21 protein-coding genes are annotated in these 24,388 nt (G+C 67.4%); 12 read left to right on the forward strand and 9 right to left on the reverse strand.

Annotation, left to right across the window (positions count from 1 at the left end):
• The 6 genes from BLR03_RS24510 to BLR03_RS17335 all read left to right on the forward strand — a co-directional run.
• Window positions 1-435: hypothetical protein (locus BLR03_RS24510; protein WP_217639808.1), on the forward strand; the 435-nt coding region annotated here is incomplete at its 5' end.
• Window positions 436-592: 157 nt separating this feature from the next.
• Complete coding sequence (gcvH, locus tag BLR03_RS17315) at window positions 593-979, forward strand: glycine cleavage system protein GcvH (protein ID WP_091255083.1); 387 nt, start codon at window positions 593-595, stop codon at window positions 977-979.
• A gap of 159 nt (window positions 980-1,138) precedes the next feature.
• Window positions 1,139-1,615: an FHA domain-containing protein gene (locus BLR03_RS17320; protein ID WP_091255088.1), complete on the forward strand. Its 477-nt coding sequence runs from the start codon at window positions 1,139-1,141 to the stop codon at window positions 1,613-1,615.
• A gap of 17 nt (window positions 1,616-1,632) precedes the next feature.
• Window positions 1,633-2,355 carry a transcriptional regulator FtsR gene (locus BLR03_RS17325; protein WP_026266235.1) on the forward strand — a complete coding sequence of 241 codons (723 nt, stop codon included), beginning with the start codon at window positions 1,633-1,635 and terminating at the stop codon, window positions 2,353-2,355.
• Window positions 2,355-2,858 carry a bifunctional nuclease family protein gene (locus BLR03_RS17330; protein WP_091255089.1) on the forward strand — a complete coding sequence of 168 codons (504 nt, stop codon included), beginning with the start codon at window positions 2,355-2,357 and terminating at the stop codon, window positions 2,856-2,858. Before BLR03_RS17325 ends, BLR03_RS17330 begins: the two co-directional genes overlap by 1 nt.
• Window positions 2,859-3,209: 351 nt before the next feature.
• A complete protein-coding gene (locus BLR03_RS17335; RefSeq protein WP_018772320.1) occupies window positions 3,210-3,806 on the forward strand; it encodes a MerR family transcriptional regulator in 597 nt (198 codons plus the stop codon).
• A gap of 107 nt (window positions 3,807-3,913) precedes the next feature.
• On the opposite strand, the gene BLR03_RS17340 is transcribed toward BLR03_RS17335, so the two are convergent.
• On the reverse strand, window positions 3,914-4,792 hold the full coding sequence (locus BLR03_RS17340) for a ParA family protein (RefSeq protein ID WP_091255090.1): 879 nt from the start codon (window positions 4,790-4,792) through the stop codon (window positions 3,914-3,916).
• A 321-nt stretch (window positions 4,793-5,113) separates the two neighbouring features.
• Here BLR03_RS17340 and BLR03_RS17345 point away from each other — a divergent pair, with 321 nt between their 5' ends.
• On the forward strand, window positions 5,114-8,509 hold the full coding sequence (locus tag BLR03_RS17345) for a pyruvate carboxylase (protein WP_091255091.1): 3,396 nt from the start codon (window positions 5,114-5,116) through the stop codon (window positions 8,507-8,509).
• A 68-nt stretch (window positions 8,510-8,577) separates the two neighbouring features.
• Here BLR03_RS17345 and BLR03_RS17350 read toward each other — a convergent pair whose 3' ends face one another.
• Entirely contained in the window at window positions 8,578-10,398 is a 1,821-nt protein-coding gene (locus tag BLR03_RS17350; RefSeq protein WP_091255092.1) for an AMP-dependent synthetase/ligase, read from the reverse strand.
• A 210-nt stretch (window positions 10,399-10,608) separates the two neighbouring features.
• On the opposite strand from BLR03_RS17350, the gene BLR03_RS17355 reads away from it, so the two are divergent.
• Window positions 10,609-11,700 (forward strand): ROK family glucokinase, encoded by a 1,092-nt coding sequence (locus tag BLR03_RS17355; protein WP_091255093.1) that lies wholly within the window; start codon window positions 10,609-10,611, stop codon window positions 11,698-11,700.
• An 81-nt stretch (window positions 11,701-11,781) separates the two neighbouring features.
• Here the strand turns inward: BLR03_RS17355 and BLR03_RS17360 are convergent, their stop codons facing one another.
• Genes BLR03_RS17360 through BLR03_RS17370 form a run of 3 tightly spaced genes read right to left on the reverse strand, consistent with a single transcriptional unit; the run spans window position 11,782 to window position 14,187 of the window.
• On the reverse strand, window positions 11,782-12,594 hold the full coding sequence (locus BLR03_RS17360; RefSeq protein ID WP_368086981.1) for a hypothetical protein: 813 nt from the start codon (window positions 12,592-12,594) through the stop codon (window positions 11,782-11,784).
• Window positions 12,587-13,390, reverse strand: coding sequence for an alpha/beta hydrolase (locus BLR03_RS17365; RefSeq protein WP_091255094.1), 804 nt, complete (start codon window positions 13,388-13,390; stop codon window positions 12,587-12,589). Before BLR03_RS17365 ends, BLR03_RS17360 begins: the two co-directional genes overlap by 8 nt.
• Complete coding sequence (locus BLR03_RS17370; RefSeq protein ID WP_091255095.1) at window positions 13,387-14,187, reverse strand: alpha/beta hydrolase; 801 nt, start codon at window positions 14,185-14,187, stop codon at window positions 13,387-13,389. The genes BLR03_RS17365 and BLR03_RS17370 overlap by 4 nt, the downstream gene beginning before the upstream one ends.
• Window positions 14,188-14,301: 114 nt before the next feature.
• Between BLR03_RS17370 and BLR03_RS17375 the strand changes: the two genes are divergently transcribed.
• Together BLR03_RS17375 and BLR03_RS17380 are read left to right on the forward strand one after the other, a co-directional pair.
• Window positions 14,302-15,120 (forward strand): lysophospholipid acyltransferase family protein, encoded by an 819-nt coding sequence (locus tag BLR03_RS17375; protein ID WP_091255096.1) that lies wholly within the window; start codon window positions 14,302-14,304, stop codon window positions 15,118-15,120.
• Between the two features lie 84 nt (window positions 15,121-15,204).
• Window positions 15,205-16,599: a class II 3-deoxy-7-phosphoheptulonate synthase gene (locus BLR03_RS17380; protein ID WP_091255097.1), complete on the forward strand. Its 1,395-nt coding sequence runs from the start codon at window positions 15,205-15,207 to the stop codon at window positions 16,597-16,599.
• A gap of 110 nt (window positions 16,600-16,709) precedes the next feature.
• Here the strand turns inward: BLR03_RS17380 and BLR03_RS17385 are convergent, their stop codons facing one another.
• Window positions 16,710-18,878 (reverse strand): Stk1 family PASTA domain-containing Ser/Thr kinase, encoded by a 2,169-nt coding sequence (locus BLR03_RS17385; protein ID WP_091255098.1) that lies wholly within the window; start codon window positions 18,876-18,878, stop codon window positions 16,710-16,712.
• Window positions 18,879-18,966: 88 nt separating this feature from the next.
• Entirely contained in the window at window positions 18,967-20,382 is a 1,416-nt protein-coding gene (locus BLR03_RS17390; protein WP_091255099.1) for a lytic transglycosylase domain-containing protein, read from the reverse strand.
• Between the two features lie 421 nt (window positions 20,383-20,803).
• On the opposite strand from BLR03_RS17390, the gene BLR03_RS17395 reads away from it, so the two are divergent.
• A complete protein-coding gene (locus BLR03_RS17395) occupies window positions 20,804-21,157 on the forward strand; it encodes an Rv2175c family DNA-binding protein (RefSeq protein WP_091255100.1) in 354 nt (117 codons plus the stop codon).
• Window positions 21,158-21,359: 202 nt separating this feature from the next.
• Here BLR03_RS17395 and BLR03_RS17400 read toward each other — a convergent pair whose 3' ends face one another.
• A complete protein-coding gene (locus BLR03_RS17400; RefSeq protein ID WP_091255101.1) occupies window positions 21,360-22,454 on the reverse strand; it encodes a polyprenyl synthetase family protein in 1,095 nt (364 codons plus the stop codon).
• Window positions 22,451-22,975, reverse strand: coding sequence for a hypothetical protein (locus BLR03_RS17405; protein ID WP_091255110.1), 525 nt, complete (start codon window positions 22,973-22,975; stop codon window positions 22,451-22,453). The genes BLR03_RS17400 and BLR03_RS17405 overlap by 4 nt, the downstream gene beginning before the upstream one ends.
• A gap of 199 nt (window positions 22,976-23,174) precedes the next feature.
• Here BLR03_RS17405 and dinB point away from each other — a divergent pair, with 199 nt between their 5' ends.
• The gene (gene dinB, locus BLR03_RS17410) at window positions 23,175-24,335 is read left to right on the forward strand and encodes a DNA polymerase IV (RefSeq protein WP_091255115.1); all 1,161 of its coding nucleotides are present in this window, start codon (window positions 23,175-23,177) and stop codon (window positions 24,333-24,335) included.
• The last annotated feature ends 53 nt before the right edge of the window (window positions 24,336-24,388 follow it).

A 24,388-nucleotide genomic window follows, 5' to 3' on the forward strand; every position in this document is an offset into this window, starting at 1 on the left:
CTCTTCAACAGTTCCTCGGGCACGTCCCAGCTGATCGCCGACGTCGCCGGCTACTACCTGCCCGGCACCCCGACAGTGACCGGCGCCTTCAAGGCGGCCGGCCCCACCCGGATCCTGGATACCCGGAACACCGCACCCGTCGCGGCCAATACAGCGGTATCCGTCCAGGTCGCCGGCGCCAACGGCGTCACCACCGGTGCCCTGGCAGCCGTCTTCAACCTCACCGTCACCTCGCCCACGTCCTTCGGCTTCATCACCGCCTACCCGAACGGTTCCGGGCTGCCCAACGCGTCCAACCTGAACTTCTCCGCCGGACAGACGGTACCGAACCTGGTCTCCGTGGCGCTCGGCCCGGACGGCAAGGTGGCACTGTTCAACCGGTCCTCCGGATCCGCCCAGCTCATCGCCGACCTCGCGGGGTACTTCCTCCCCTAGCAGCGCGTACAAACAGTTGCCCCGCCGTTCCCGGACATGGCTGGTAACGGGGGGTTTTCTGTTGCCCCGACACTTCCGGATCGGCCTATACTTTCAGCGGCGGATAGAACGAACTGCTGCCGCCGCCATAGGTGATTGACCCGATGAAAGGCCCGTCATGAGCATCATTCCCGAAGAACTGTCCTACACCGCAGAACACGAATGGGTTTCGGCCCCCAACGCCGACGGGGTTGTGCGAGTCGGCATCACCGATTTTGCCCAGGATGCCCTCGGGGATGTCGTGTACGCCCAGATGCCCGAAGTCGGGACAACCATCAAGGCCAACGACGTCGTCGGCGAGGTCGAATCCACCAAGAGCGTCAGCGACATCTACGCCCCGGTGACGGGTGAGGTCGTGGCCCGGAACGAGTCCCTGGACACCGATTCCGCACTCATCAACTCCGATCCATACGGAGAGGGCTGGCTGATCGAAATCAAGCTCGCGGAGGCCGACGCGGTTGAGTCGCTGCTCAGTGCATCCGAGTATGAACAGCAGGTAGGCTAAAGACATAGGTCGTTCGGGCCGGGTCGCGGGGGAGTGTTGTTGGGACGACAAGACACAGCCCCGCCCCCGCCGGAAGGCTGATTACCGGGACTGCGAGGCTTTCCCGGACGGCATGCGTTGTTTGCAGGGGGGACACCTGCAACGAATGAGGAGGACTCAATGTTTGGGCACGAACGGAACGACACCGGTGACGGTTACGGCACGGGTGGAGTAAAAGCTTCGGAGACCACGTCGATCAACCTCACTCCGGTGCGCGACGAACCCACCTTCACCCCGAAACTCTCCGCCGAGGAACGGGCCGCGGTCGAGGCCCTGCCCTTCGGATCGGCCCTGCTCGTGGCCCACAGCGGTCCGAACGCCGGCGCGCGTTTCCTGCTGGACTCCGACGTCACGACGGCGGGCCGCCACCCGGACGCCGACATCTTCCTCGACGACGTCACCGTGTCCCGCAGGCACGTTGAGTTCCGCCGCACCGCGCGCAGCTTCGAGGTAGTGGACACCGGTAGCCTCAACGGCACCTACGTGAACCACGACCGCGTCGACGCCGTGGAACTGAAGTCCGGCAACGAGGTCCAGATCGGAAAGTTCCGCCTCACCTTCTACCTGAGCCCTGCCCGCGCAGCAGGCAACGTCTGATTCCGGGGTAGCTGCCTGTGGCCACGGCACATGCGGATCGGCGCGGACCCCAGGTTCTGAACATCGGGGAAGTCCTGGCTCAGCTGAGCGACGACTTCCCCAGCATGACGGCGTCAAAAATCCGGTTCCTTGAGGAAAAGGGGCTCATCAACCCGCAACGGACGCCTGCCGGCTACCGGCAGTATTCCGAGAACGACGTCGAACGGCTGCGTTTCGTCCTGTCCCTCCAGCGCGACCAGTACCTGCCGCTGAAGGTCATCAAGGACTACCTGGACGCGATCGACCGCGGCGAACGGCCGGAGAACCTGCCGGCCGGCGTCACGCTCTCCCCGCGGATCGTCTCCGAGGAACTCGCCAGCGAGCTCCAGAGCCGTGCCCGCCGGCTCAGCGAGGAACAGCTCCGGGCCGAATCCGGGGCGAGCGTCCCGCTCCTGGAATCGCTCCTGAGCTACGGGCTGATCGGGCACGTTAACGGAAAGTTCGACGAGCACGCCCTCCAAGTGGCGCGGGCCTGCGTCCAGCTGGAGAGCCACGGCCTGGAACCCCGGCACCTCCGCCCCTTCCAGGCCGCCGCCGACCGCGAATTCGGGCTGGTGGAACGCGCAGTGGCCACCCTGACCTCTCGCAAAGACGCAGCCTCCCACGCCCGGGCCGCCGAGGCAGCCCGGGAAATCAGCGACCTCTGCCTGTCACTGCACCAGGCGCTGGTCCACGACCGCATCTCAAGGATGGACATCTGATGATTGAGGTGGAGATTGTGGGCGTGCGGATTGAGCTGCCGTCCAACCAGCCGCTTGTCCTGCTCAAGGAAATCCATGGTGAGCGCCACGTTCCGATCTGGATCGGAACCCCGGAAGCCAGTGCCATCGCGCTGGCCCAGCAGGGGGTTGTCCCGCCCCGGCCGATGACCCACGACCTCCTGGTAGACGTCGTCGAAGCCTTGGGACACACCATCGTCAGCGTCAACATCGTGGCGGTGGAGGACAACATCTTCTACGGACAGCTGCAGTTCGAGAACGGAACTACCGTGAGCTCCCGCGCCTCGGATGCGTTGGCCCTGGCCCTGCGCGCCAAGTGCCGGATCTGGTGCGCCGACGCCGTCATGGACGAGGCCGGCGTCCGGATCACCGAACACGACGAGGGCGAGGACACGCATCCCGGTCCCGCCGTGGATGAAGAAGGGGAACTGCGGCGCTTCCGCGAATTCCTCGACGACGTCGAACCCGAAGACTTCGGCGGCTGAACGCCCGCCACGGCAGGGGCCAGTGCGGCGGCTGAGACTGCTGAAACGCCTGTGACGGATGGGGTTTTTGAGGCGTCTGGGGCCGCTGTGAAGACGCAGAACGTTAAAGCCGAGAATGAAACTTTCGACACGCCCGCGGAATACCCCTAACGTCTTTGACCTTGGGCCCCGGCAGGCCTAACGTCGAAGGTACAAGTTCCCATTGCATACGGTAGCCGCGCAAGTCACACTGGAAAGTGCAGCCCCGGCTGAATTACACGGATGGAATCATCATCCTGGGTCATGCAGCTGTTCACATATATTGCTGCCGATGCAACTTACTCAGGGGAACTCACGACAAGGAGGGTCCACGTGAGTCCGAAAGGCGAAGCAGGCGAGCTCAAGCAGGCCGCGACGGCTGGCGTTGCTGTGCCCGCCAGCGGTGCCCAAGGCCTGCTGTTCACCGAGGATCTTCCCGTTCTGGACGAGGACGCGGGCTACCGCGGCCCCACCGCCTGCAAGGCCGCCGGCATCACCTACCGCCAGCTCGACTACTGGGCACGCACGGGACTTGTTGAGCCCGCCGTCCGCGGCGCGGCCGGCTCCGGTTCGCAGCGACTCTACGGTTTCCGCGACATTCTGGTCCTCAAGGTCGTCAAGCGGCTCCTGGACACCGGCGTCTCACTGCAGCAGATCCGCACCGCCGTAGAGCACCTCCGTGAACGCGGTGTCGAGGACCTTGCACAAATCACTCTGATGAGCGACGGCGCAAGTGTCTACGAGTGCACCTCGGCCGACGAAGTGATTGATCTCGTCCAGGGCGGCCAGGGGGTGTTCGGCATCGCCGTCGGCCGTGTTTGGCGCGAGGTAGAAGGCAGCCTCGCTGCCCTTCCCAGCGAACACGCCGCGGACCAATCCTTTCCCGACGACGAACTGAGCAAGCGCCGCGCGGCGCGAAAGATCGGCTAGCGAACTCTTACAGAACTGAGGCCGCCTTCCCTGCGGGAAGGCGGCCTCAGTTCTGTCTGCTGTGGTTTTTGGTTCCGGAGCGTCGTCGCTGCCGTGTTCAGCGCTGTTCAGCGCTGGCTGCGGTTGCGGACCGAGCCGGCGGTGGCCAGGCCATTGGGGTGCAGGAGGTTCTGCAGCAGGGTATCGAAGAGTCCCGCCGCGTTCTTGGCCGAGTCTCCGGGCCAGTGGTGGATCGAGTGGGCGGCGCCCTGGATCTGCTGCCAGTTGGCCTGCTCCGGGATGTGCGGAGTCAGCAGCAGCTCGCCGAACATGGACTCCATCTCGGACAGCCGGAAGGCGTGCTCGGCCGAGCCGCTGCGCACCCGGTTGGCCACGATGCCGGCGGGGGACAGCTTGGGGGCGAATTCCTGCCGGAACAGTTGGATGGCGCGCATGGTGCGCTCCGTGCCGGCTACCGAAAAGAGCCCGGGTTCGGCCACCAGAGTCACCTTGTCACTCGCTGACCACGCCATCCGGGTGAGGCCGTTCAGCGACGGCGGGCAGTCCACCAAAATGAGCTCATAGTTCTCGGCGCCGGCCAGGACAGCGGAGAGCCTGCGGAGGTCGCGGCGGCCGAGGTCGGGCCGGTCGTATATACCGGTGTAGGCCGAGCCCACGGCGACATCCAGAATGGAGGGTGAGGAAGCGGACCGTGCAGCGCCGGCCTGCAGGGCACCGGCGGAACTGCCGTTGATTCTGGCATGTTCCACCCAGCCGCTGGGAACCACGTTGTCCGCCAGGCGCGCGCGCCGCGGAGAGCGCAGCATCCTGCCGATATCGAGCTGATCGTCCGGGCTGACGCCCAGGGCCGTGCTGGCGTCAGCGTGCGGGTCAAGGTCGACGACGAGGGTCGGGATGCCTGCGGCCAATGCCGCCGACGCCAGTCCGGTGGTCACGGATGTCTTGCCGACACCGCCTTTGAGGCTGCTGATGCTCACTACTTGCACTTGAAAAACCAATACCTAACGCCGGTTGCCGAGACGGGGTGGTGCCGGCTCCCGCGTTCTCCGGAGCCGGGGCGTGCATGCGCAACGCACCCACTCATCATATGTTGATGCTCCGACGAAACCCGTTTCATCCGGCGACGAGGACGCAGAACCCCGCAATCCGGACGGGGCGGGAGACAAGCGAAAAGCCGCAGGCCCTGCCCAACGCCGCGTCCGTGACGGATAATGCTGTGACGGTGGCCACAATGATTTGTGTTTGCCCGCACGGGTCTTAGACACTGTGAGCACTTACCGATACGCCCGCGATGAAGCAGGAGAAGTATGTTTTCTAAGATTCTGGTGGCCAACCGCGGGGAAATCGCGATTCGCGCTTTCCGCGCGGGCTACGAGCTGGGTGCCAAGACTGTCGCCGTGTTTCCCAACGAGGACCGTAACTCGATTCACCGCCAGAAGGCCGACGAGGCGTATCTGATCGGCGAGGAGGGGCACCCGGTCCGGGCGTACCTTGACGTTGACGAGGTGGTGCGCGTAGCCAAGGAGTCCGGTGCGGACGCCATCTACCCCGGCTACGGCTTCCTCTCCGAGAACCCGCGCCTGGCCCGGGCCGCCAAGGAGGCCGGCATCACGTTCGTCGGGCCGCCGGCGGAGGTCCTGGAACTTGCGGGCAACAAGGTCGCCGCCCTCGAGGCCGCCCGCAAGGCCGGTGTTCCCGTGCTCAAGTCGAGCCAGCCCTCGAAAGACCTGGACGAATTGATCGCCGCTGCGGATGAAATCGGCTTCCCGATCTTCGCCAAGGCCGTCGCCGGCGGTGGCGGGCGCGGCATGCGCCGCGTCGACACCCGCGACGCTCTCCCGGAGGCCCTGCAGGCCGCCATGCGCGAAGCCGATGCCGCGTTCGGTGACCCCACCATGTTTCTCGAGCAGGCCGTCCTGCGCCCCCGCCACATCGAGGTCCAGATCCTGGCCGATGCCGAGGGCAACATCATGCACCTCTTCGAGCGCGACTGTTCCATCCAGCGCCGCCACCAGAAAGTGGTTGAGATCGCACCGGCCCCGAACCTCGACGAAGGGATCCGGCAGGCGCTGTACCGCGACGCCGTGAAGTTCGCGAAGGCACTGAACTACGTCAACGCCGGCACGGTCGAGTTCCTTGTCGATACCGTCGGGGAGCGCGCCGGCCAGCACGTGTTCATCGAAATGAACCCGCGCATCCAGGTCGAGCACACGGTCACGGAGGAGGTCACCGACGTCGACCTCGTTCAGGCACAGCTGCGCATCGCCGCCGGCGAGACCCTCGCGGACCTGGGCCTCTCGCAGGACACCGTCCAGCTCAAGGGCGCGGCGCTGCAGTGCCGCATCACCACCGAGGACCCGGCCAACGGTTTCCGGCCCGACGTCGGCAAGATCACCGGCTACCGTTCTGCCGGCGGTGCCGGTGTCCGGCTCGACGGCGGCACCGTCTACTCGGGTGCCGAGATCAGCCCGCACTTCGACTCCATGCTGGTCAAGCTGACCTGCCGCGGCCGCGACTACCCTGCCGCCGTCGCCCGCGCCCGCCGCGCCCTTGCCGAATTCCGCATCCGCGGCGTGTCCACCAACATCTCCTTCCTGCAGGCCGTCCTGGACGATCCCGACTTTGTCGCCGGGGATGTGGCCACCTCGTTCATCGACGAACGGCCCCAGCTGCTGAAGGCGCGGGTCTCCGCAGACCGCGGCACCAAGCTGCTGACCTGGCTCGCGGACGTCACGGTCAACAAGCCCAACGGCGAACTGACAGTCCACACGAATCCGGCGGACAAGCTTCCGGCCCTCGGTGACGCCGCAGCCCGGCCAGGGTCTCGCCAGCGGCTCCTGGAGCTGGGCCCGGAAGGCTTCGCCAGGGCCCTGCGCGCCCAGGACGCCGTTGCCGTCACGGATACCACCTTCCGCGACGCGCACCAGTCCCTGCTCGCCACCAGGGTGCGCACACGGGACCTCGTCGCGGCCGGGCCGGCCGTGTCCAAGCTGCTCCCGGAGCTGTTGTCGGTCGAGGCCTGGGGCGGTGCGACCTACGACGTCGCCCTGCGCTTCCTCGGCGAAGACCCGTGGGACCGGCTCGCCGCCCTGCGCAAGGCACTGCCGAACCTCTGCCTGCAGATGCTGCTCCGCGGCCGCAACACCGTGGGCTACACGCCCTACCCGGAAGAGGTCACGGTGGCGTTCGTCAACGAGGCCGCCGCCACAGGCATCGACATCTTCCGGATCTTTGACGCCCTCAACGACGTCAACCAGATGGCCCCCGCCATCCGCGCCGTCCGCGAGACCGGCACCGCGGTCGCCGAGGTCGCCCTCTGCTACACCGCGGACATGCTGGACCCGGAGGAGACCCTCTACACCCTGGACTACTACCTGGAGCTGGCGCAGAAAATCGTCGACGCCGGGGCGCACATCCTCGCGATCAAGGACATGGCCGGGCTGCTGCGCCCTGCCGCCGCGGCCCGCCTTGTGACGGCCCTGCGGGAACGGTTCGACCTCCCGGTCCACCTGCACACCCACGACACCGCAGGCGGCCAGCTGGCCACGCTCCTCGCGGCCGTGGACGCCGGCGTGGACGCCGTGGACGTGGCATCGGCCTCGCTCGCCGGCACCACCAGCCAGCCCTCGGCCTCCGCCCTCGTCGCCGCACTCGCCCACACGCCGCGCGACACCGGCCTGAGCCTGGCGAACGTGTGCGCCCTGGAGCCGTACTGGGAAGCCGTCCGCCGGGTCTACGCACCGTTCGAATCCGGACTGCCGGGCCCCACGGGCCGGGTCTACCAGCACGAGATCCCCGGCGGACAGTTGTCCAACCTGCGCCAGCAGGCGATGGCACTGGGCCTTGGCGAGCGTTTCGAGGCGATCGAGGACATGTACACCGCGGCGGACCGCATCCTGGGCCGCCTGGTCAAGGTGACGCCGTCGTCCAAGGTGGTGGGTGACCTCGCCCTGCACCTCGTGGGCCTCAACGCCGATCCCGCGGACTTCAACGAGAACCCGCAGAAGTACGATGTCCCGGATTCCGTGATCGGCTTCCTCTCCGGCGAACTCGGCGACCCGCCCGGCGGCTGGCCGGAGCCTTTCCGCACGAAGGCCCTGCAGGGCCGCACCGTGAAAGTCCGCGACGTCGAGCTCAGCGCCGAGGACAGCGCTGCGCTGCAGGGCGACTCCAAGACCCGACAGCGCACGCTCAACCGCCTGCTCTTCGCCGGTCCCACCAAGGACTACCTGAAGAGTGTGGAGTCCTACGGCAACCTTTCGGTGCTGGATACCCGCGACTACCTCTTCGGACTGCAGCGCGGTGCGGAACACGAAATCGAGCTCGAGAAGGGCGTCCGGCTGATCGCCTCCCTTGAGGCCGTTTCCGAGCCCGACGAGAAGGGCATGCGCACCGTCATGTGCACGCTCAACGGCCAGTCCCGGCCCGTCGTGGTCCGCGACCGTTCCGTGGTGAGCAACGTCAAGGCCGCCGAACGCGCCGACGCCACCCAGCCGGGCCAGGTGGCCGCGCCGTTCGCCGGCGCCGTCACGCTGACCGTCAAGGCCGGTGACACGGTCAAGGCCGGGGACACCGTCGCCACGATCGAGGCCATGAAGATGGAAGCCTCCATCACGACGCCGGTGGGCGGCACCGTCTCACGCCTCGCCGTCGGCGCGGTGGAGCAGGTCCAGGGCGGAGACCTGCTGCTCGTCGTCGAATAGCGGTAACAACGAAGGGTCCTTCCGGCAGGAGCTGGAAGGACCCTTCGTTTTTGTGTCGCGTGTGCTGCTCAGGCGAGCGTGGGACGCTTGGCGTTGTACATTTCCTCGATCACGGTCTCGAAGTCCTTGAGCACCTGGGCCCGCTTGACCTTCATGGAGGGGGTCAGATGGCCGGAGGCTTCGGTGAAGTCGGCCGGCACGATCCGGAAGGACTTGATCGCCTCGGCCTGGGACACCGACTGGTTGGCGTGGTTGATGAGCTCCTGGACCGCGGCCTTGACGGCCGGGTTCTCGGCCGCCTCTGCGATCGACGTCGACGCCGGGAGCCCGTGGCGGCCCAGCCAGCCGGGGAGGGCTTCCTCATCGAGCGTGACCAAGGCGCCGATGAACGGACGGTTGTCGCCCACCACCAGCACCTGGGAGACCAGGGCGTCCGCCCGGATCTGGTCCTCCAGCAGGGCCGGGACCACGTTCTTGCCGCCCGCAGTGACGATGATTTCCTTCTTGCGCCCGGTGATGGTCAGGAACCCCTGCTCATCCAACTGGCCGATGTCCCCGGTGCGGAACCAGCCGTTGTCGAAAGCGTCGGCTGACAGGTCGTCGCGCTTGTAGTAGCCGCGCATGACGCACACGCCCTTGGCGAGGATCTCGCCGTCGTCCGCGATCCTGACGGCGTTCCCCGGAATAGGAGCACCCACGGTGCCGATCTTGATCAGGTCCGGGGTGTTCACGGTGACCGGCGCGGTGGTTTCGGTCAGCCCGTAGCCTTCCAGGATCTGCAGGCCGATGCCCTGGAAGAAGTGGCCCAGGCGTTCGCCGAGCGGGCCTCCGCCGGACACCGCGTGCGAGACCTGGCCGCCCATGGCGTTCCGGAGCTTGGCGTACACGAGCTTGTCGAACAAGGCGTGCTTGAGCTTCAGGGCAAGGCCCACCTTGCCGGCCTGCCGGGCCCGGGAGTATTCGATCGCGGTGTCCGCGGCGCGGTGGAAGACGGCGCCCTTGCCGCCGTCCTCGGCCTTGGTCAGGGCCGAGTTGAAGACCTTTTCGAAGACGCGCGGGACGGCGAGGATAAAGGTCGGCTTGTAGCTCTGCAGGTCCGGCAGCAGGTTCTTGATGTCCGGTGTGTGCGCCACCGTGACGCCGGCGGCGACCGCGAGCACGGAGATGAAGCGGGCGAAGACGTGGGCCAGCGGCAGGAACATGATGGTCCTGGCCTGCTCGTGGACGATCGTGCCCAGCGACGTGGCCAGGGCGTTCTCGGACAGTTCCACGAAGTTGCCGTGGGTCAGCTCGCAGCCCTTGGGCCGGCCCGTGGTGCCGGAGGTGTAGATGATCGTGGCGACGTCGTTCAGCGACGCCTGGCTGCGCCGCTCCTCGAGCTCGGCGTCGCTGATCCCGGTTCCGGCCGCACGGACCTCGTCCAGGCCGTCGCCCTCAAGCTGCCAGACGTGCTGCAGGGCGGCAAGGCCTTCGGAGGTGGCCGCCTGCCGGATGATGTCCTCATGGTGCGCGGATTCGCCGAAAGCGGCCACGGCACCGGAGTCGCCGAGGTTCCAGGCTACCTGTGAGGGCGAGGAGGTCTCGTAGATCGGGACGGAGACGGCGCCGGCGAACCAGATGGCGAAGTCGATCAGGGCCCATTCGTAGCGGGTGCGGGACATGATGCCCACCCGGTCCCCGGCAGCCACGCCGCTGGCCATGAGGCCCTTGGCGAGGGCTGAGACGTCGGCCAGGAAATCCGTGGCGCGGACATCCTGCCACTGACCCGCTGCGTCGAGCCGCGAGAACAGCGCAGGGTTCGAGGCCTTGGCCGCCTGGCGCACCACGAGATCAGTGACGTTGGTGTCCGGATCGACGTTCACCAGGGGCGGGACAATGATTTCTCGCACGACAGCTCCTTTGGTATCCATAGGCCCGCAACGGGTAGGCCTAAGCCTAGTATGCGGTCCCGCGAAGGTGTGTTCTGCGACACCTACTGGCGAGTAACTTTACGGTCGGGTCCGTCATTCCGCCAGTCAGGAGCGTCGGGGAGACCGGCGCCGGGGTGGTGCGTCCGGCATCCGCGGCTGCCCCGGTGCCGGCGAATAGAATGGGGAATCATGCAGACACCAACACCCGGCCGGCAGCCCGGCCTGCGCCGCCGGACCGCCGCCTGGCGCAGCAAGGCCCTGGCCGGAGCGGCGGCCACTGCGGCCACCCACGACTTCCGTTCGCAGCTGCGGCTGGGCCGCAAGGGCCTGGCAATCGGCGTCGACATCGGTGGTACCAAGGTTGCCGCCGGCGTCGTCGATGCCGAGGGCCGGATCCTCAGCCAGGCGAAACGCTCCACCCCGGGCAACGACCCGCGCGCGGTGGAGCAGGTCATTGTCGAACTTGTCGAAGAACTGGGTGCCGGGCACCGGATCTGGTCGGTCGGAATCGGCGCCGCCGGCTGGATGGACCTCGACGGCGCGACGGTTCTCTTCAGCCCGCATCTGGCATGGCGCAACGAACCGCTGCGAGACAACCTGCAGCGGCTGTTGCGGCGCCCCGTCCTGCTGACCAACGACGCCGACGCCGCCGCCTGGGCGGAATGGCGCTTCGGCGCCGGTCAGGGGCAGAACCGGCTGGTCTGCATCACCCTGGGTACCGGGATCGGCGGCGCCATGGTGATGGACGGGCGCCTGGAACGGGGCCGGTTCGGTGTGGCGGGGGAGTTCGGCCACCAGATCATCATGCCGGGCGGCCACCGCTGCGAGTGCGGCAACCGGGGCTGCTGGGAGCAATACGCCTCAGGCAATGCGCTGGGCCGCGAGGCACGGGAGCTGGCCGCCGCGAATTCACCGGTAGCCCAGGAGCTGCTCAAGGCCGTGGACGGGGACGTCTCGCGCATCACGGGCGCGATTGTCACGGAGCTGGCCAAGGCCGGCGATCCGACGTCGCGAGAACTCATCGAGGACGTCGGGGAGTGGCTGGGCCTGGGCCTGGCAAACCTTGCCGCGGCCCTGGATCCCGGGAAGTTCGTGATCGGCGGCGGACTGTGCGACGCCGGTGAGCTCCTCGTCGGCCCGGCCCGGAAGGCCTTCGCGCGGAACCTCACGGGCCGCGGTTTCCGGCCCGCAGCGGAGATCGACCTTGCGGCCCTCGGACCCAATGCCGGACTCATCGGCGCCGCGGACCTCTCCAGGGTCAGCAGCCGGATGCACACCTAAACGCAGTGAAAGCATCGGCAGTGAAAGCATCGGCAGTGAAGGCGCCGGCGTGAAAGCATCGGCAATACCGGACCGCGCGGGCTAGACGCGCGCCCCGTCGTCGTGGTCGTCCTTTTCGCCCGGCAGCTTCATGATCAGGAACACCACCGAGGCCGCGAACGCGACCACCATGCCAAGGATCGCCAGCATCGGGGCCGAACGCCAGAACATCGCCGAGAGCACGAGCGCAATCGGGCCGCCCACGGCGCCAAGCCACGCCAGGACCGTCATCGGATCAGACCCGGCCAGGCTGGGGGGCTCCTCCGGGACAAACGCGCCGTCGTCGTCCTCGGGCTCATAGTCCCGGGGGCCGGACGCGGCCTCCGGCACCTCGATGCCGCCCGTCGGCTGGCCGGGGGAAGGTGCGAGCCGTTCCGCGGCGGAGAGCTCGATCGGCGCGGTGCCGGCGAGGCCCAACGGGTCAAAATCACGGAACGTCCTGGCCCCGGTGCCGGTGCCGGTGCTGCCGCCGGTGCCGTCCGTTCCGCCGAAGGACGGTCCGCCGCCGTCATGCGTGTCGCCTCCGAGGCTCTCGGGCCCGCCTTCCCCGACCCCTTCAAGCCGGGCGACGAGGTCCAGCCACACGGCGTCGTCGTCGGCGGACAGTGCACCTGCGGCGGGGGAGTCCGGCGACTCTGGGGGCCGGGACTCATGGGCATCGGTCCCGTGCGGCGGCAGGGGACCGGCGGAGTGGGCGCCCGCGGCGTCAGGTCCGCCTACTGGACCACTTGAACCCGATGCACCGCTTTCCTTCGAAGCTCCACGGCCGGGGGAACCGGTGTCTGCAGGGTCCGGGGCCGGGGTCTCGGGGTCCGGGGTCTCCGGGTCCGGCACGCTGGGGTCGGGTTTAGTCATTGGCCGTGTCCTTCCGGCTGGCGCGGGCGGCGTCCGTACCGGCCGGGGGTGTCACGGACCGGACGAACTCGGCCGTGCCACGGAAGATCTCGGGCGCGTCGTTGTCCATGGTGGCCACGTGGTAGCTGTTTTCCAGCCGGATCACCTCGAGCTGGGCGTTGGTCAGCCCATGGCGCAGGGCTGCCATGCTGGACTCGGACACCACATGGTCCACCGTGGAACGGTAAACCCGGACGGGAGCGGTGATGCGCGGCAGCAGTCGCACGGTGTCCTTGAACATCTTGTTGAGCTCGTGTGCGGCGGCCACCGGCGTCCGCGGGTACGCGCCTTCATCCGTGTCCGGTTTGAGGATGTCATTGGCGATTGCGGGCGTGCTCTTGAGGACGTACTTCAAGATGCCGGCCAGCGGGGCTCGCGGGTCATCGATGACCAGGCCGGGATTGACCGCCACGACTCCTGCCACGGGGCGTGTGGCGGCGATCCTCAGCGCCAGCGCGCCACCCATGGACAGTCCCGCCACGACCACGACGTCGCATTCCTCCGCCAGCTCAAGGTAGGCGGCATCCAGGGCCGCGTGCCAGTCCTGCCAGCGGGTCCGGGCCAGCTCCTGCCAGCTCGTTCCGTGGCCCGGCAGCAGCGGCATCCGGACGGCGAATCCGGCACCTGCCAGGGACAGCGCCCACTCCCGCACGCTGTGCGGGCTGCCGGTGAAGCCGTGGGACACCACGACGCCGGTCCGGGGGCCGGTTCCCGTGAACGGGCTGCTGAACGGCGAGTGGTCCGGGAGGATGCTCATGGGGTCTCCGAGGGGGCGGTGGGTGGCGTGGTGGAGCGGGCGTGCAGAAGAAAGAATCGGACTGATTCTTCAAAGATTAGCGGCGCATCGGCGTCCAGGGTCGCAACATGTCCGCTGTGCGGGAGGCGGACGACCCTGAAGTCCCGGGATCCCAAGCGCCTGCGCAGCAGTTCCAGGGACGACGGCGGGACGACGGCGTCGATGTCGGACTTGAAGACCAAGGTCGGGGCCTGGACGGACGGCAGGTCCCGGAACGTCGCGGAGAAAAGCCGGCGGAGCTGGTGGACCGCCGCCAGCGGCGTCAGGGAGTAGTCGCCGTCGTCGGTGGTGGATGCCGTGGGATTCTCTTCCTGGATCGGCGTCGTGGTCCGCTGGAAGTACTTGAGGAGTCCGACAATCCTGACTCTGCGGTCGTAGAAGCTCAGGCCGGGGTTGACCGCCGCCACGCCGGCCACGCTGTGGCGGGCGGCCGTGCGCAGGGCGATGGTGCCGCCCATGGACAGCCCGGCGACGTAGCAGTCACTGGTTCGGGCGGCCAGGTCCAGGTAGGCGGTTTCGAAGCTCGTGTACCAGTCCTGCCAGCCCTTCCGGGCGAGGTCCCGCCAGTGGGTGCCATGGCCAGGCAGCAGCGGAACCGAGACCGCGAACCCTTGGGCCGCCAGGTGCCGGGCCCAAGGCAGGACGCTGAGGGGGCTTCCGGTGAATCCGTGGCAGATGGCCACGCCGATCCGGGCGTTGGGGCCGTGGCCGGGGTAGCTGAAAGCGGCCGGCGCCGTGGACGTGCTGCTTTCGCTCATGAGCCCATCGTGTCACCCTTGGCGACAAAACTCACTAGAGTAAGGTGTCCATTGAAGTCCTGGCCGAACCGGATTCGGGAGGCCCCGCCAGACGCCTTCCGGAGAGGTTACCGAGTGTTTTATTGGTTCATGAAGACGTTTGTCCTGGGACCGGTGTTGAAGCTGCTGTTCCGGCCCTGGGTCAAGGGCCTCGACAACGTCCCGGCCGAGGGCGCCGCGATCCTGGCCTCGAACCACCTCTCATTCTCCGACTCCATCTTCATGCCGGTCATGGTGCCGCGGCCGGTGGTGTTCCTCGCGAAATCCGAATACTTCACCGGCACCGGGATCAAGGGCAGGCTCACCGCGGCCTTCTTCCGGCTCACCAACCAGCTCCCCATGGACCGGTCCGGGGGCGTCGCGTCCGCGCAGTCCCTGGATGCCGGCATGGACGTGCTCAAGAACGGCTCGCTCCTGGGCATCTATCCCGAAGGGACGCGGAGCCCCGACGCGCGGCTGTACCGCGGCAAAGTGGGCGTTGCCCGCCTCGCGCTGCAAGCCCGGGTCCCGGTCATTCCGGTGGCGATGATCGGAACAGACAAAGTCCAGCCGATCGGCAAGCGCGTGCCCAACATCCGCCGTATCGGCATGATCTTCGGCGAACCGCTCGACTTCAGCCGCTACTACGGGATGGAGGATGACCGGCTGATCCAGCGTTCGGTGACCGACGAGATCATGTATGAACTCATGCGGCTGTCCGGCCAGGAATACGTGGACGAGTACGCCGCCGTCGTGAAACTCCGGCTGGCGGGCAAAGCGCAGGACGTGGTCCCGGACCAAGCGCCAGGCGCGGGCCAGGCGGCAGCCCCGGAATCAGTGCAGGAATCATCCCCGGACGACGTCGAGCCGACGGCGGCAGGGGAGGACGGTCCGGAGGTTCCCGGGGGCTCCTGAGTCCCACCCGCTTGCCATATGACGGAAACCAGGCTGTCAATGACAGGCGGGACCGCCGAACAGCCACGGGACAACTATCCTTAGATGGTGACCGAGCTATCTGAGAAACCAGTTTCCCCGCTGACCAGCACCGCCCAGAGCGGAGCCGCCAACTATCCCGGACTGGACAACTGGCGGGAACTCCCGGCCTCGCAGCAGCCCACGTGGTCGGACCCGGCTGTCTTCGAAGCGTCCGTCAAGGAACTTTCCGTCCTCCCTCCCCTCGTGTTCGCGGGCGAAGTGGACATTCTTCGCGAACGCCTCGCTGCCGCCGCGCAGGGTAAGGCGTTCCTGCTCCAGGGCGGCGACTGCGCCGAGACCTTCGAAGCGGCGACGGCGGACAAGATCAGTGCCCGCGTCCGGACCATCCTGCAGATGGCTGTTGTCCTCACCTACGGTGCGGCCATGCCGGTTATCAAGATGGGCCGCATGGCGGGCCAGTTCGCCAAGCCCCGCTCCTCCAACGACGAAACACGCGACGGCGTCACCCTGCCGGCCTACCGTGGCGACATCGTCAACGGCTACGACTTCACCCCTGAGTCCCGCGCGCATGATGCCAGCCGGATGCTCAAGGCCTACCACACCTCCGCCTCCACCCTGAACCTGATCCGTGCGTTCACGCAGGGCGGCTTCGCGGACCTGCGCCTGGTGCACCAGTGGAACAAGGGCTTCACCGAAAATCCGGCGCACGCCCGCTACGAGTCGCTGGCCCGGGACATCGACCGCGCCATCAAGTTCATGGCCTCCTGCGGCGCCGACTTCGAGGCACTCAAGCGGGTGGAGTTCTACGCGAGCCACGAGGCCCTGCTGCTGGACTACGAGCGCGCCCTGACCCGCATCGACTCGCGCACCGGGCTGCCCTACGACACCTCGGCGCACTTCCTGTGGATTGGGGAGCGCACCCGCGAACTGGACCACGCGCACGTCGACTTCCTCTCCCGCGTCCGCAACCCCATCGGCGTGAAGCTCGGCCCGTCGACCAGCGGCGACGACGCCCTGCGCCTGATCGACAAGCTGGACCCGGAGCGCGAGCCCGGCCGGCTCACCTTCATCACCCGCATGGGCGCCGGCAACATCCGCGAGAAGCTGCCGCCGATCGTCGAGCGCGTCACCGCGTCCGGCGCACAGGTCCTGTGGGTCACCGACCCCATGCACGGCAACACGGTCACCTCGCCCAACGGCTACAAGACCCGCAATTTCGACGACGTCATCGACGAAGTCCGCGGATTCTTCGAGGTCCACCACGCGCTCGGCACCGTTCCCGGCGGCCTGCACGTGGAGATGACGGGCGACGACGTCGCCGAATGCCTCGGCGGGGCCGACCCGATCGATCAGGAGGCCTTCCTGGACCGCTACGAATCGGTCTGCGATCCGCGCCTGAACCACATGCAGTCGCTCGAAATGGCGTTCCTCGTGGCCGGTGCGCTCTCCAAGCGCTGACCCGCTGCACTGTCTGAAGTCCTGACAAAAGCCTAAAGTCCTGACAAGAAAGCTCCGCCCGGCTGGTCCAGCCGGGCGGAGCTTTTGTGTGTGTGTGCTGCCGGATCCGGTCAGACCACAGTGAGCGTGATGACCGAACCTTCCGGGACGGCCGTGTTCACCGGATCCTGGGCGCGGACCGTTCCGAAGAATCCGCCCAGGATGTTGTCGATCTGGACCTTGAAGCCGAGGTCTTCAAGGGCTTTCTGGGCGTCCGAGGCTTGCTTCCCGATGAAGCTCGGTACCTGGACGAGCTTCGGTCCCTTGGAAATCGTCAGCGTCACGGATCCGCCCTTGGTCAGGTTGCCGGAGGCAGGATCCTGGGCCACCACCGCACCCTTCGGGACGGTCCGGTCATTGACCGGCTCGGGGGCAACGACGGCTTTCAGCCCGGCGGCTTCAAGGGCCTTCACAGCGGCATCCTGCTCCTGGCCGCGGACATCCGGAACCGGAATGGGCTGCGGGCCCTTCGAGACCGTCAGGCTCACCAGAGTCCCGTGCCTGACGGGATTGCCGCTGCGCGGCGCCTGGGCCAGGACAGTCCCGGCCGGCGCCGTCTCATCGAACGTCTCGGTGATCGGGCCCAGGGCCATTTCGGCGCCGTTGAGGGCGGTCTTGGCGTCGTCCAGGGTCTTCCCCGTGAGGTCCGGCAGCGGGAACAGTTCCGGGCCCTTGGACACGGCAAGTGACACTGGCTGGAATTTCCGGATGACCTCGCCTGCCTTGGGCTCGGAGGCGACCACCAGGCCCGGCGAGACGTTGTCGTCGAACACATCCTTGACGGTGGATTGGAACCCGGCCGTGCGGAGCAGGTCCTGGGCCTCCGCCACAGTCTTGTTGGTTAACGGGGGAATCGTTCCGGGCGAGCCGGGGCCCATGCCGAAGAACCAGCCCGCGACGGCGGCGAGGAGCGCCGCGACCACAAGGAGGACAATCCATAGCAGCCCGCGGCGTCGTCGGTTCCCCTCATGCAGGGTCTTGGTGGGCGTGGCCGCAGCGCGCTGGCGCGCCTTCTCCTCGTCCCGGTCCAGTTTGCGCTGGGCGCGCTTGCTGGTGGCGGTGCCGACGTCGCCGGGTTCGTCGTACCCTGCCGCGCCCTGATAAGCCCCTTCTTCCGGAGCGGGCAAGTCTTCCGGGGTGGACAACGGCCCGTAGGCGGGACGCCGCGGTCCGTTGGTCATCACGGTGGTCGGGCTGCCGCTGCGGGAGATCATCTCGGTGGGCTGCTGGAGGCCGCCGTACACCTCGGTGGGCATGTCGGTGGGGGGCTTCACGTAAGCAGTGTCCTGGACGGCCGACGCCGGGATGGCACCGGCGGGCGGCCGGCTCGGCGGGGCGGCGACGGCCGGCAGCGGGCTGCGGACGGCCGCCGGCGGTTGGAGGTCGAGTTCGGCGTCGCTGAGGTTGGTTCTGATGTGCCGGAGTTCGGACAACAGCGCGTTCCCGTCGACGGGGCGCTTGTCCGGGTCCCGGTCTGTGCACCACTGGACGAGTTCGTCGATCTCTGCGGCCAGCCCCGGCACCTGGACGGACGGTGCCTCCACGGTGGAATTGACGTGCTGGTAAGCGACCTGGATGGGCACCTCGCCGTCGAACGGCTGCCGGCCGGTGACCATTTCGTAGAGCATGATCCCGACGGAGTAGATATCGCTGCGGGCGTCCGCCTGTTTGCCCAGTACGAGCTCGGGGGAGAGGTAGGCGACAGTCCCGATCAAGGCGCCGGTGCTGGTGGATGTCGAGATGGCGCGTGCCAGGCCGAAGTCGCCGAGCTTGATCCGCCCGTCGTCGGCGATCAGGACGTTTTCCGGCTTGATGTCGCGGTGGATCATGCCGGCGGCGTGCGCGGCGCCCAGCCCCTCGACCACAGGGTCGATCAGCGCCAGGGCCAGCCGCGGTGAGAGGGCGCCCTTCTCGTTGAGGACGTCCCGCAGGGTGTGGCCCTTGATGTACTCCATGACGAGGTAGGCAAGGGGGCCGTCTTCGCCCTGGTCCAGAACGCCGACCACATGGGGGTGGGAGAGCCGGGCGGCGGCTTTGGCTTCGCGTCCCAGCCGGTCCAGGAACTGCGGATCGTCGGCCAGGTGGGGATGGAGCACCTTCAGGGCGACATCGCGCTCGAGGCGCTGGTCTGTGGCGACGTACACGGTGGACATCCCGCCGCGGGCAAGCTTGGATTGAACCCGGTAGCGGTTGTCCACCAGGTTCCCGACGAGAGCGTCCGACACGTATTCCTGCACCATACAATCCTAGTCGCTGGACAGAAACGGGCCCGGACCAACATGCGATCCGGGCCCGTAGCGAAGAGGTCCGCCGTGCGGGAGCCTGTATTTAGCTGAACAACGTCCGGTTGGCGTTGATGGCGGCGACATAGGCCTTGGTGTCGTCGTACATGCCGTTCTGGCTGACCGAGTACTGGCCCTGGTAATAGCCGGCGATCGCATTGTCCAGATCAGAGCTGGTGCGCACCAGCTGACGGATGATCGCAACGCCTGCCGTGGCGTTGTCGTACGGATCCAGCAGGTTCAGCTTGCGGCCCACCAGCTCCGAGGCCCACTCGCCCGAGGACGGGATGACCTGCATGGTGCCGATCGCGTTGGCCGGGGACACGGCGCGCTGGTTGAAGCCTGATTCCTGGTAGGCGAAGGCCAGGGCCAGGCTGGCGTCGACGCCCATGCGCCGTGCCGTGTCCGCCACGATCGACTTCATCTGTTCGCGGGTGGGGACCGGCGAAGCGTTGAGCAGCGCCTTGTTCTGGTTGGCCGAGCTGACCACCGCAGCCGGGTACGTGAATCCGAGGAACGTGCTGGGCACGAGCGGCGTCGTTGCGGCGGGCTGGGTTGCGGCAGGCGTCGTCGAAGCCGGGGAGATGGTGGACGCGCCGGGGATGACGAGCTTCTGGCCCGGGTAGATGATGCTCGACATCGTCAGCCGGTTGGCGGACAGGACGTCGGAGAGCCGGACGCCGTTGCGAGCCGCGATGCCGGAGAGGGTGTCGCCGGACTTGATGGTGTAGGAACCGGAGCTGGCCGGCGCCGTTGCGGGCGTCGACGGGGCGGCCGGGGCCGGTGCCGCGGGAGCGGACGGCGCCTGCGTGCTGGAACCGCCGCTAACCTTGACCTTCTGGCCGGGATAGATGATGGAGCCCATGCCGAGCCCGTTCCACTTGAAGACCTCGGACAGTCCAACGCCGTGGCGGGCGGCGATGGCGCTCAGGGTATCGCCGGACTTCACGACGTAGACGCTGGCCTGGGCCGACGTCACTGAGGCGGAAGCGGCCGGCTCTGAAGTGGCCGGCTCTGAAGTGGCCGGTGCGGCCGCCGTCGAACCCGTGAGCTTGATCTTCTGCCCGGGGTAAATGAGGGTGTTGGCCTGCAGGTTGTTCAGCTTGAGCACGGCGTAGGTGTCCAGGCCGTAGCGGCCGGCAATGGCGCTGATGGTGTCGCCGCGGGCGATCGTGTACTGGGCGGGAACCGCCGACTGCGCCGGCCGCAGGGCACTGGGCAGGGTGACCGGGACGGAAGCGGCGGGGATCACTGCCGCCTTGAGCGACGTGGCCACCTCAGCTTTCGCCTGTGCACGCATGGCGGCCGCCAGGGTTGCCGGGACGGCACGCGCACGGGGTTCGGCAGCCGCAGGCTGGGCGATCGCCAGAGAGGAAAGCACGACGGCGGGAAGCGCCGCCGTCGCCGCGATCAGCGGCAGGCTGGGCCTCGGGTGGTGCTGTGGCGCACGTGAGGTTGTCATTGGAAAGATCCTCTTCTCAGCGGCAACGCTGCGGTCAGGCCGGTACAACTGGTGTTACCAGTGTGACAAAAGTTATTTCTGTTACAAATGTGATCTATGTGAATGTCTCATGAATTGGCAATTAGCACAAGAACTGTTTGGTATTCCGCAAAGCGATTTTCGCCGTGTCGGCACGTCGGCCTCCGCACGGAGATGGGTCGGAGACCCCTGGGAGCCCTTTGCCAGTCCCTTGTACGGATCCCGTTGCTCCGGCCGGAGTGTCCGGGGAGTCCCGGCGGACTTGCGGGGAGTCCCGGCGGGACTTCGGGTGGAGCGGAGCGGCATTCCCGGCATTCCCGGCATGGCCGGCTGGCTATGACGGGCTGGGATTTACCCGGACCCCGACTAGGCGGCGGGGCCCCCGCCGTGGCAATCTTTATCCGTGAGTAATGTAGAAAGCCTCGTGGGCGAATGGCTGCCCCTGCCCGATGTCGCACAGCTTCTGAACGTATCTATTACCAAGGTCCACGCACTTCTGGACGAGCGTGCGCTGGCGGCCGTGAGAATCGGCGACCGGCGCATCCGGTCCGTACCGGCGGCTTTCATCCAGGACGGCCACGCAGTGGAGAGCCTGAAGGGCACCATTGTTGTCCTCTCGGACGCCGGATACTCGGACGAGGAACTGATCAGCTGGCTCTTCACTCCGGATGAATCCCTGCGGGGCCGGCCGATCGATGCCCTCCGTGAGGGCCGCAAGACAGAAATCCGCCGCCGGGCCCAGTCCCTGGCCTGGTAGGGGCACCCTGGCGGTCGTGAACTGATCGCACCGGCAGCCTCAAGAAGCCGGTCGTCTTCATCACCGACAGTCGTGTTTAACATGTAATTAACGCGTATTTAACACATAGTGTCGCGGCAGCTGCGGGCCGTGTGCAGCGCATGTCGCTGTGCACGGCCCGTTTCGCGTCTTCCCGGGCCGGAGTCCGGGGGCGGGACCCGGGTCAGGCGGCGCGGCTGACCGTGGCTTCCGCCAGCTTGCGGAGCGCGGTCTTGGGCAGCTCCTCCAGCGGCAGGAGGTCCAGGGCGGCAAAGGCCGCCTTCCCGAACTCCTCAATGAGTACTTCCGTGGCCTGTAGTGCACCGCAGTCCACGATGATCCGCCGGATCTCCGCAATGTCGGCATCGCTGAGCTCGGGGTTGCCGAGCTTGGCATCGATGAACTCCGATTCGGCCGGCGAGGCCCGGTCCAGCGCGAACGCGACCAGGACTGTGCGCTTGCCTTCGCGCAGATCGTCACCGGCGGGTTTGCCGGTGGTGACAGGGTCGCCGAAGACGCCAAGGACGTCGTCGCGCAACTGGAACGCTTCGCCGAGCGGCAGGGCAAAAGCTGAATAGCCGCGCAGCAGCTCGTCGCCGGCACCGGCAAGGGCGCCCCCCAGCGCGAGCGGGTGCTCCGTGGAGTACTTGGCCGACTTGAACCGAATGATGGACTGGGCCCGGCTGACCGCGCCGGCGCGGTCCCGCCGCGGCCCGGCGACCTCTTCGAGGATGTCCAGGTACTGCCCGGCCATCACTTCGGCGCGCATGAGGTTGAAGATCAGCCGCGCGGGGCTGCCGGACGCGGCGCGGTGTCCGATTTCCGTGAACGATTCCTCGCTGAAGGACAGGCAGAGATCGCCGGTCAGGATGGCGGCGGCATGGCCGAACCGCTCACTGTCCAGCGCCCAGCCCTGGGTCTCGTGCAGTTCGCTGAACCGGCGGTGGACGCTGGGGCCGCCACGCCGGGTATCGGAGCGGTCAATGATGTCATCGTGGATCAGGGCCGCGGCCTGGAACAGTTCCAGGGCCGAGCCCGCCGTCACCACCTCGGCCGCGCCGGCCTCCCCGCCGGCGCCGCGCCAACCCCAGTAGCACATGAGGGCCCGGAGGCGCTTGCCGCCCGTGACCAGATTGGAGATCGAGCCCATGAGCGGATCGATGTCCTGCGAGATCGAGGACATAACCGCTTGCCGGCTGGTCAGGAAATCCGTGAGCTTGCCGGCGACGGCGGCCACGAAGGCCGTCTGCTCGAGTCGCAGCTGTTCGGCGAGGGTCACTTGACGGACTCGGCAGCGACGTTCGCGCCAATGGTGAACGTGGACACGCCACCCGTTTCCATGACGGAGATGTTCACGGTCTCGTTATCGCCGCGAAGGAAGTCCTTGGAAGGCAGCGTGCCCACGGTTTCACCGGGGACGGCCTTGAAGCCCTGCGCCTCCAGCCCCTTGGTGTAGAAGGCCAGGACGTCGGCGGCCGGCGCCGTAATGCTTCCGACGAGTGCCACGGTGGCCGGCACGGTGGTCTTATCGAAGCTGCTGGACACCACCTTGGCTGCGGGCATGAGCGGTAGGAGCGTCTGCGGGAAGCCGGGAACCAGCGCGCCGACCGTGGCCGAGGTGCCAGGCTCCGCGGAGGGGCTGGGCGGAGCCGTAGTTGAGGACTGCGGCGAGGCCGCAGAGCTCGACGTCGACGACGCCGGGGTCCCGGTGCTGGCAGGTGTGCATGCGGCCAAGGCCAGTAACGTGCCCGCCGCCGCGATGGCTGCCGTGGCACGTTTGCGCTGTCCAAATACCTTCACAGGGACTTTCCTCCTGGTGTCGACGCGGAATCAGCCTCCAGTTTAGTCAGTCCCCGGGCATAGGATTGAAGACGTGGGGCCGGACGCAGACAAACACCAGGGAGCAGGGGGCGGAGTGCATCCAACTGCGCACGCCAATTTGCAACCCCGGACGCGTCTTAGCGACGAATCACTGCGAGACCTCCGACGCAGCAGCATCATGCACGTTGACATGGACGCATTCTTCGTCTCGGTGGAGCTGCGCAGCCGTCCCGGGCTGAAGGGAAAGCCCGTGATTGTCGGCTATCCGGCGGACCGGTCCGTGGTGCTCTCCGCCTCCTATGAGGCCCGGGCGTTCGGCGTCAGGTCAGCGATGCCCATGGCGGTTGCGGCACGCATGTGCCCCTCGGCGGTCATCATCGAGCCCCGCCACAAGCTCTACTACGAGGTGTCCGGCCAGATCATGGCCATCTTCGGTTCCATCACCGACCTCGTGGAGCCGCTCAGCGTGGACGAGGCGTTCCTGGACGTTGGGGGAGCCATCCGTCGCCTCGGGCCGCCCCGGGAGATCGGCGAACTGATCCGCGCCCGTGTGTCCCGGGAATTGGGAATCACGGCCTCGGTGGGCATCGCCGCCAGCAAGTTTGTGGCCAAAATCGCGTCCACCCGCTGCAAACCGGACGGGCTGCTGCTGATCAGGCCCGAAGACACCGTCCCGTACCTGCACAGCCTTCCGGTCAGTGCGCTCTGGGGAGTCGGCGGCAAGACCGTCGAGGTCCTTGCCCGGAAGGGTATCCGGACCGTGGCCGACGTCGCGGCGGCACCCCTGCCCACGCTGCGGAAGCTGCTGGGAGCCTCGGGCGAGCATGTTTACCGGCTCTCCTGGGGCATCGATCCGCGGCCCGTGACACCGGTCCGGCTGGAAAAGAGCATCGGGGCTGAAGAGACGTTCGCCACGGACACCGCCGACGAAGTCCTGCTCCACCGCGAACTGCTGCGGCTTTCGCACCGGACGGCGGAACGCCTCCGTGGCGCCGGCATGCACGCTCGCACCGTGGCGCTGAAGCTGCGCTACGCGGATTTTTCCACCATTACCCGCAGCCGCACCGTGAACACCCCGATCGACAGCGCCCAGCTGCTCTACGCCGTGGCGGTCCAGCTCCTGCAATCAGTAGGCGAGCGGCCCATGACAGTCCGGCTCATCGGCATCCGGGCGGAACAGCTGGAAGAGGCCGCACACGCGCCCCTGCAGCTCAGCCTGGACCGCCGCGACGACAACTGGCGCGCCGCCGAACAAGCCCTCGACGCGGTCACCCGGAAATTCGGCAACAAGTCGGTTCTACCCGCACGGCTTCTTGATCCCGGTGGCGCGACCGAATGAGCCATCCGGCCCGTCGCTGCACTAACGCCCATGGCCCTGAGAGCGCGGACAGG

The organism is Arthrobacter sp. ok909 (assembly GCF_900104405.1).
GTDB classification, from domain to species: domain Bacteria; phylum Actinomycetota; class Actinomycetes; order Actinomycetales; family Micrococcaceae; genus Arthrobacter; species Arthrobacter humicola.

Coding starts and splice junctions, on each gene's coding strand:
- BLR03_RS17345 (WP_091255091.1), top strand. CDS start 5,114: ATGTTTTCTAAGATTCTGGTGGCCAACCGCGGGGAAATCGCGATTCGC.
- BLR03_RS17355 (WP_091255093.1), top strand. CDS start 10,609: ATGCAGACACCAACACCCGGCCGGCAGCCCGGCCTGCGCCGCCGGACC.
- BLR03_RS17365 (WP_091255094.1), bottom strand. CDS start 13,390: ATGAGCATCCTCCCGGACCACTCGCCGTTCAGCAGCCCGTTCACGGGA.
- BLR03_RS17360 (WP_368086981.1), bottom strand. CDS start 12,594: ATGACTAAACCCGACCCCAGCGTGCCGGACCCGGAGACCCCGGACCCC.
- BLR03_RS17330 (WP_091255089.1), top strand. CDS start 2,355: ATGATTGAGGTGGAGATTGTGGGCGTGCGGATTGAGCTGCCGTCCAAC.
- BLR03_RS17385 (WP_091255098.1), bottom strand. CDS start 18,878: ATGGTGCAGGAATACGTGTCGGACGCTCTCGTCGGGAACCTGGTGGAC.
- BLR03_RS17380 (WP_091255097.1), top strand. CDS start 15,205: ATGGTGACCGAGCTATCTGAGAAACCAGTTTCCCCGCTGACCAGCACC.
- gcvH (WP_091255083.1), top strand. CDS start 593: ATGAGCATCATTCCCGAAGAACTGTCCTACACCGCAGAACACGAATGG.
- dinB (WP_091255115.1), top strand. CDS start 23,175: ATGCACGTTGACATGGACGCATTCTTCGTCTCGGTGGAGCTGCGCAGC.
- BLR03_RS17320 (WP_091255088.1), top strand. CDS start 1,139: ATGTTTGGGCACGAACGGAACGACACCGGTGACGGTTACGGCACGGGT.
- BLR03_RS17390 (WP_091255099.1), bottom strand. CDS start 20,382: ATGACAACCTCACGTGCGCCACAGCACCACCCGAGGCCCAGCCTGCCG.
- BLR03_RS17370 (WP_091255095.1), bottom strand. CDS start 14,187: ATGAGCGAAAGCAGCACGTCCACGGCGCCGGCCGCTTTCAGCTACCCC.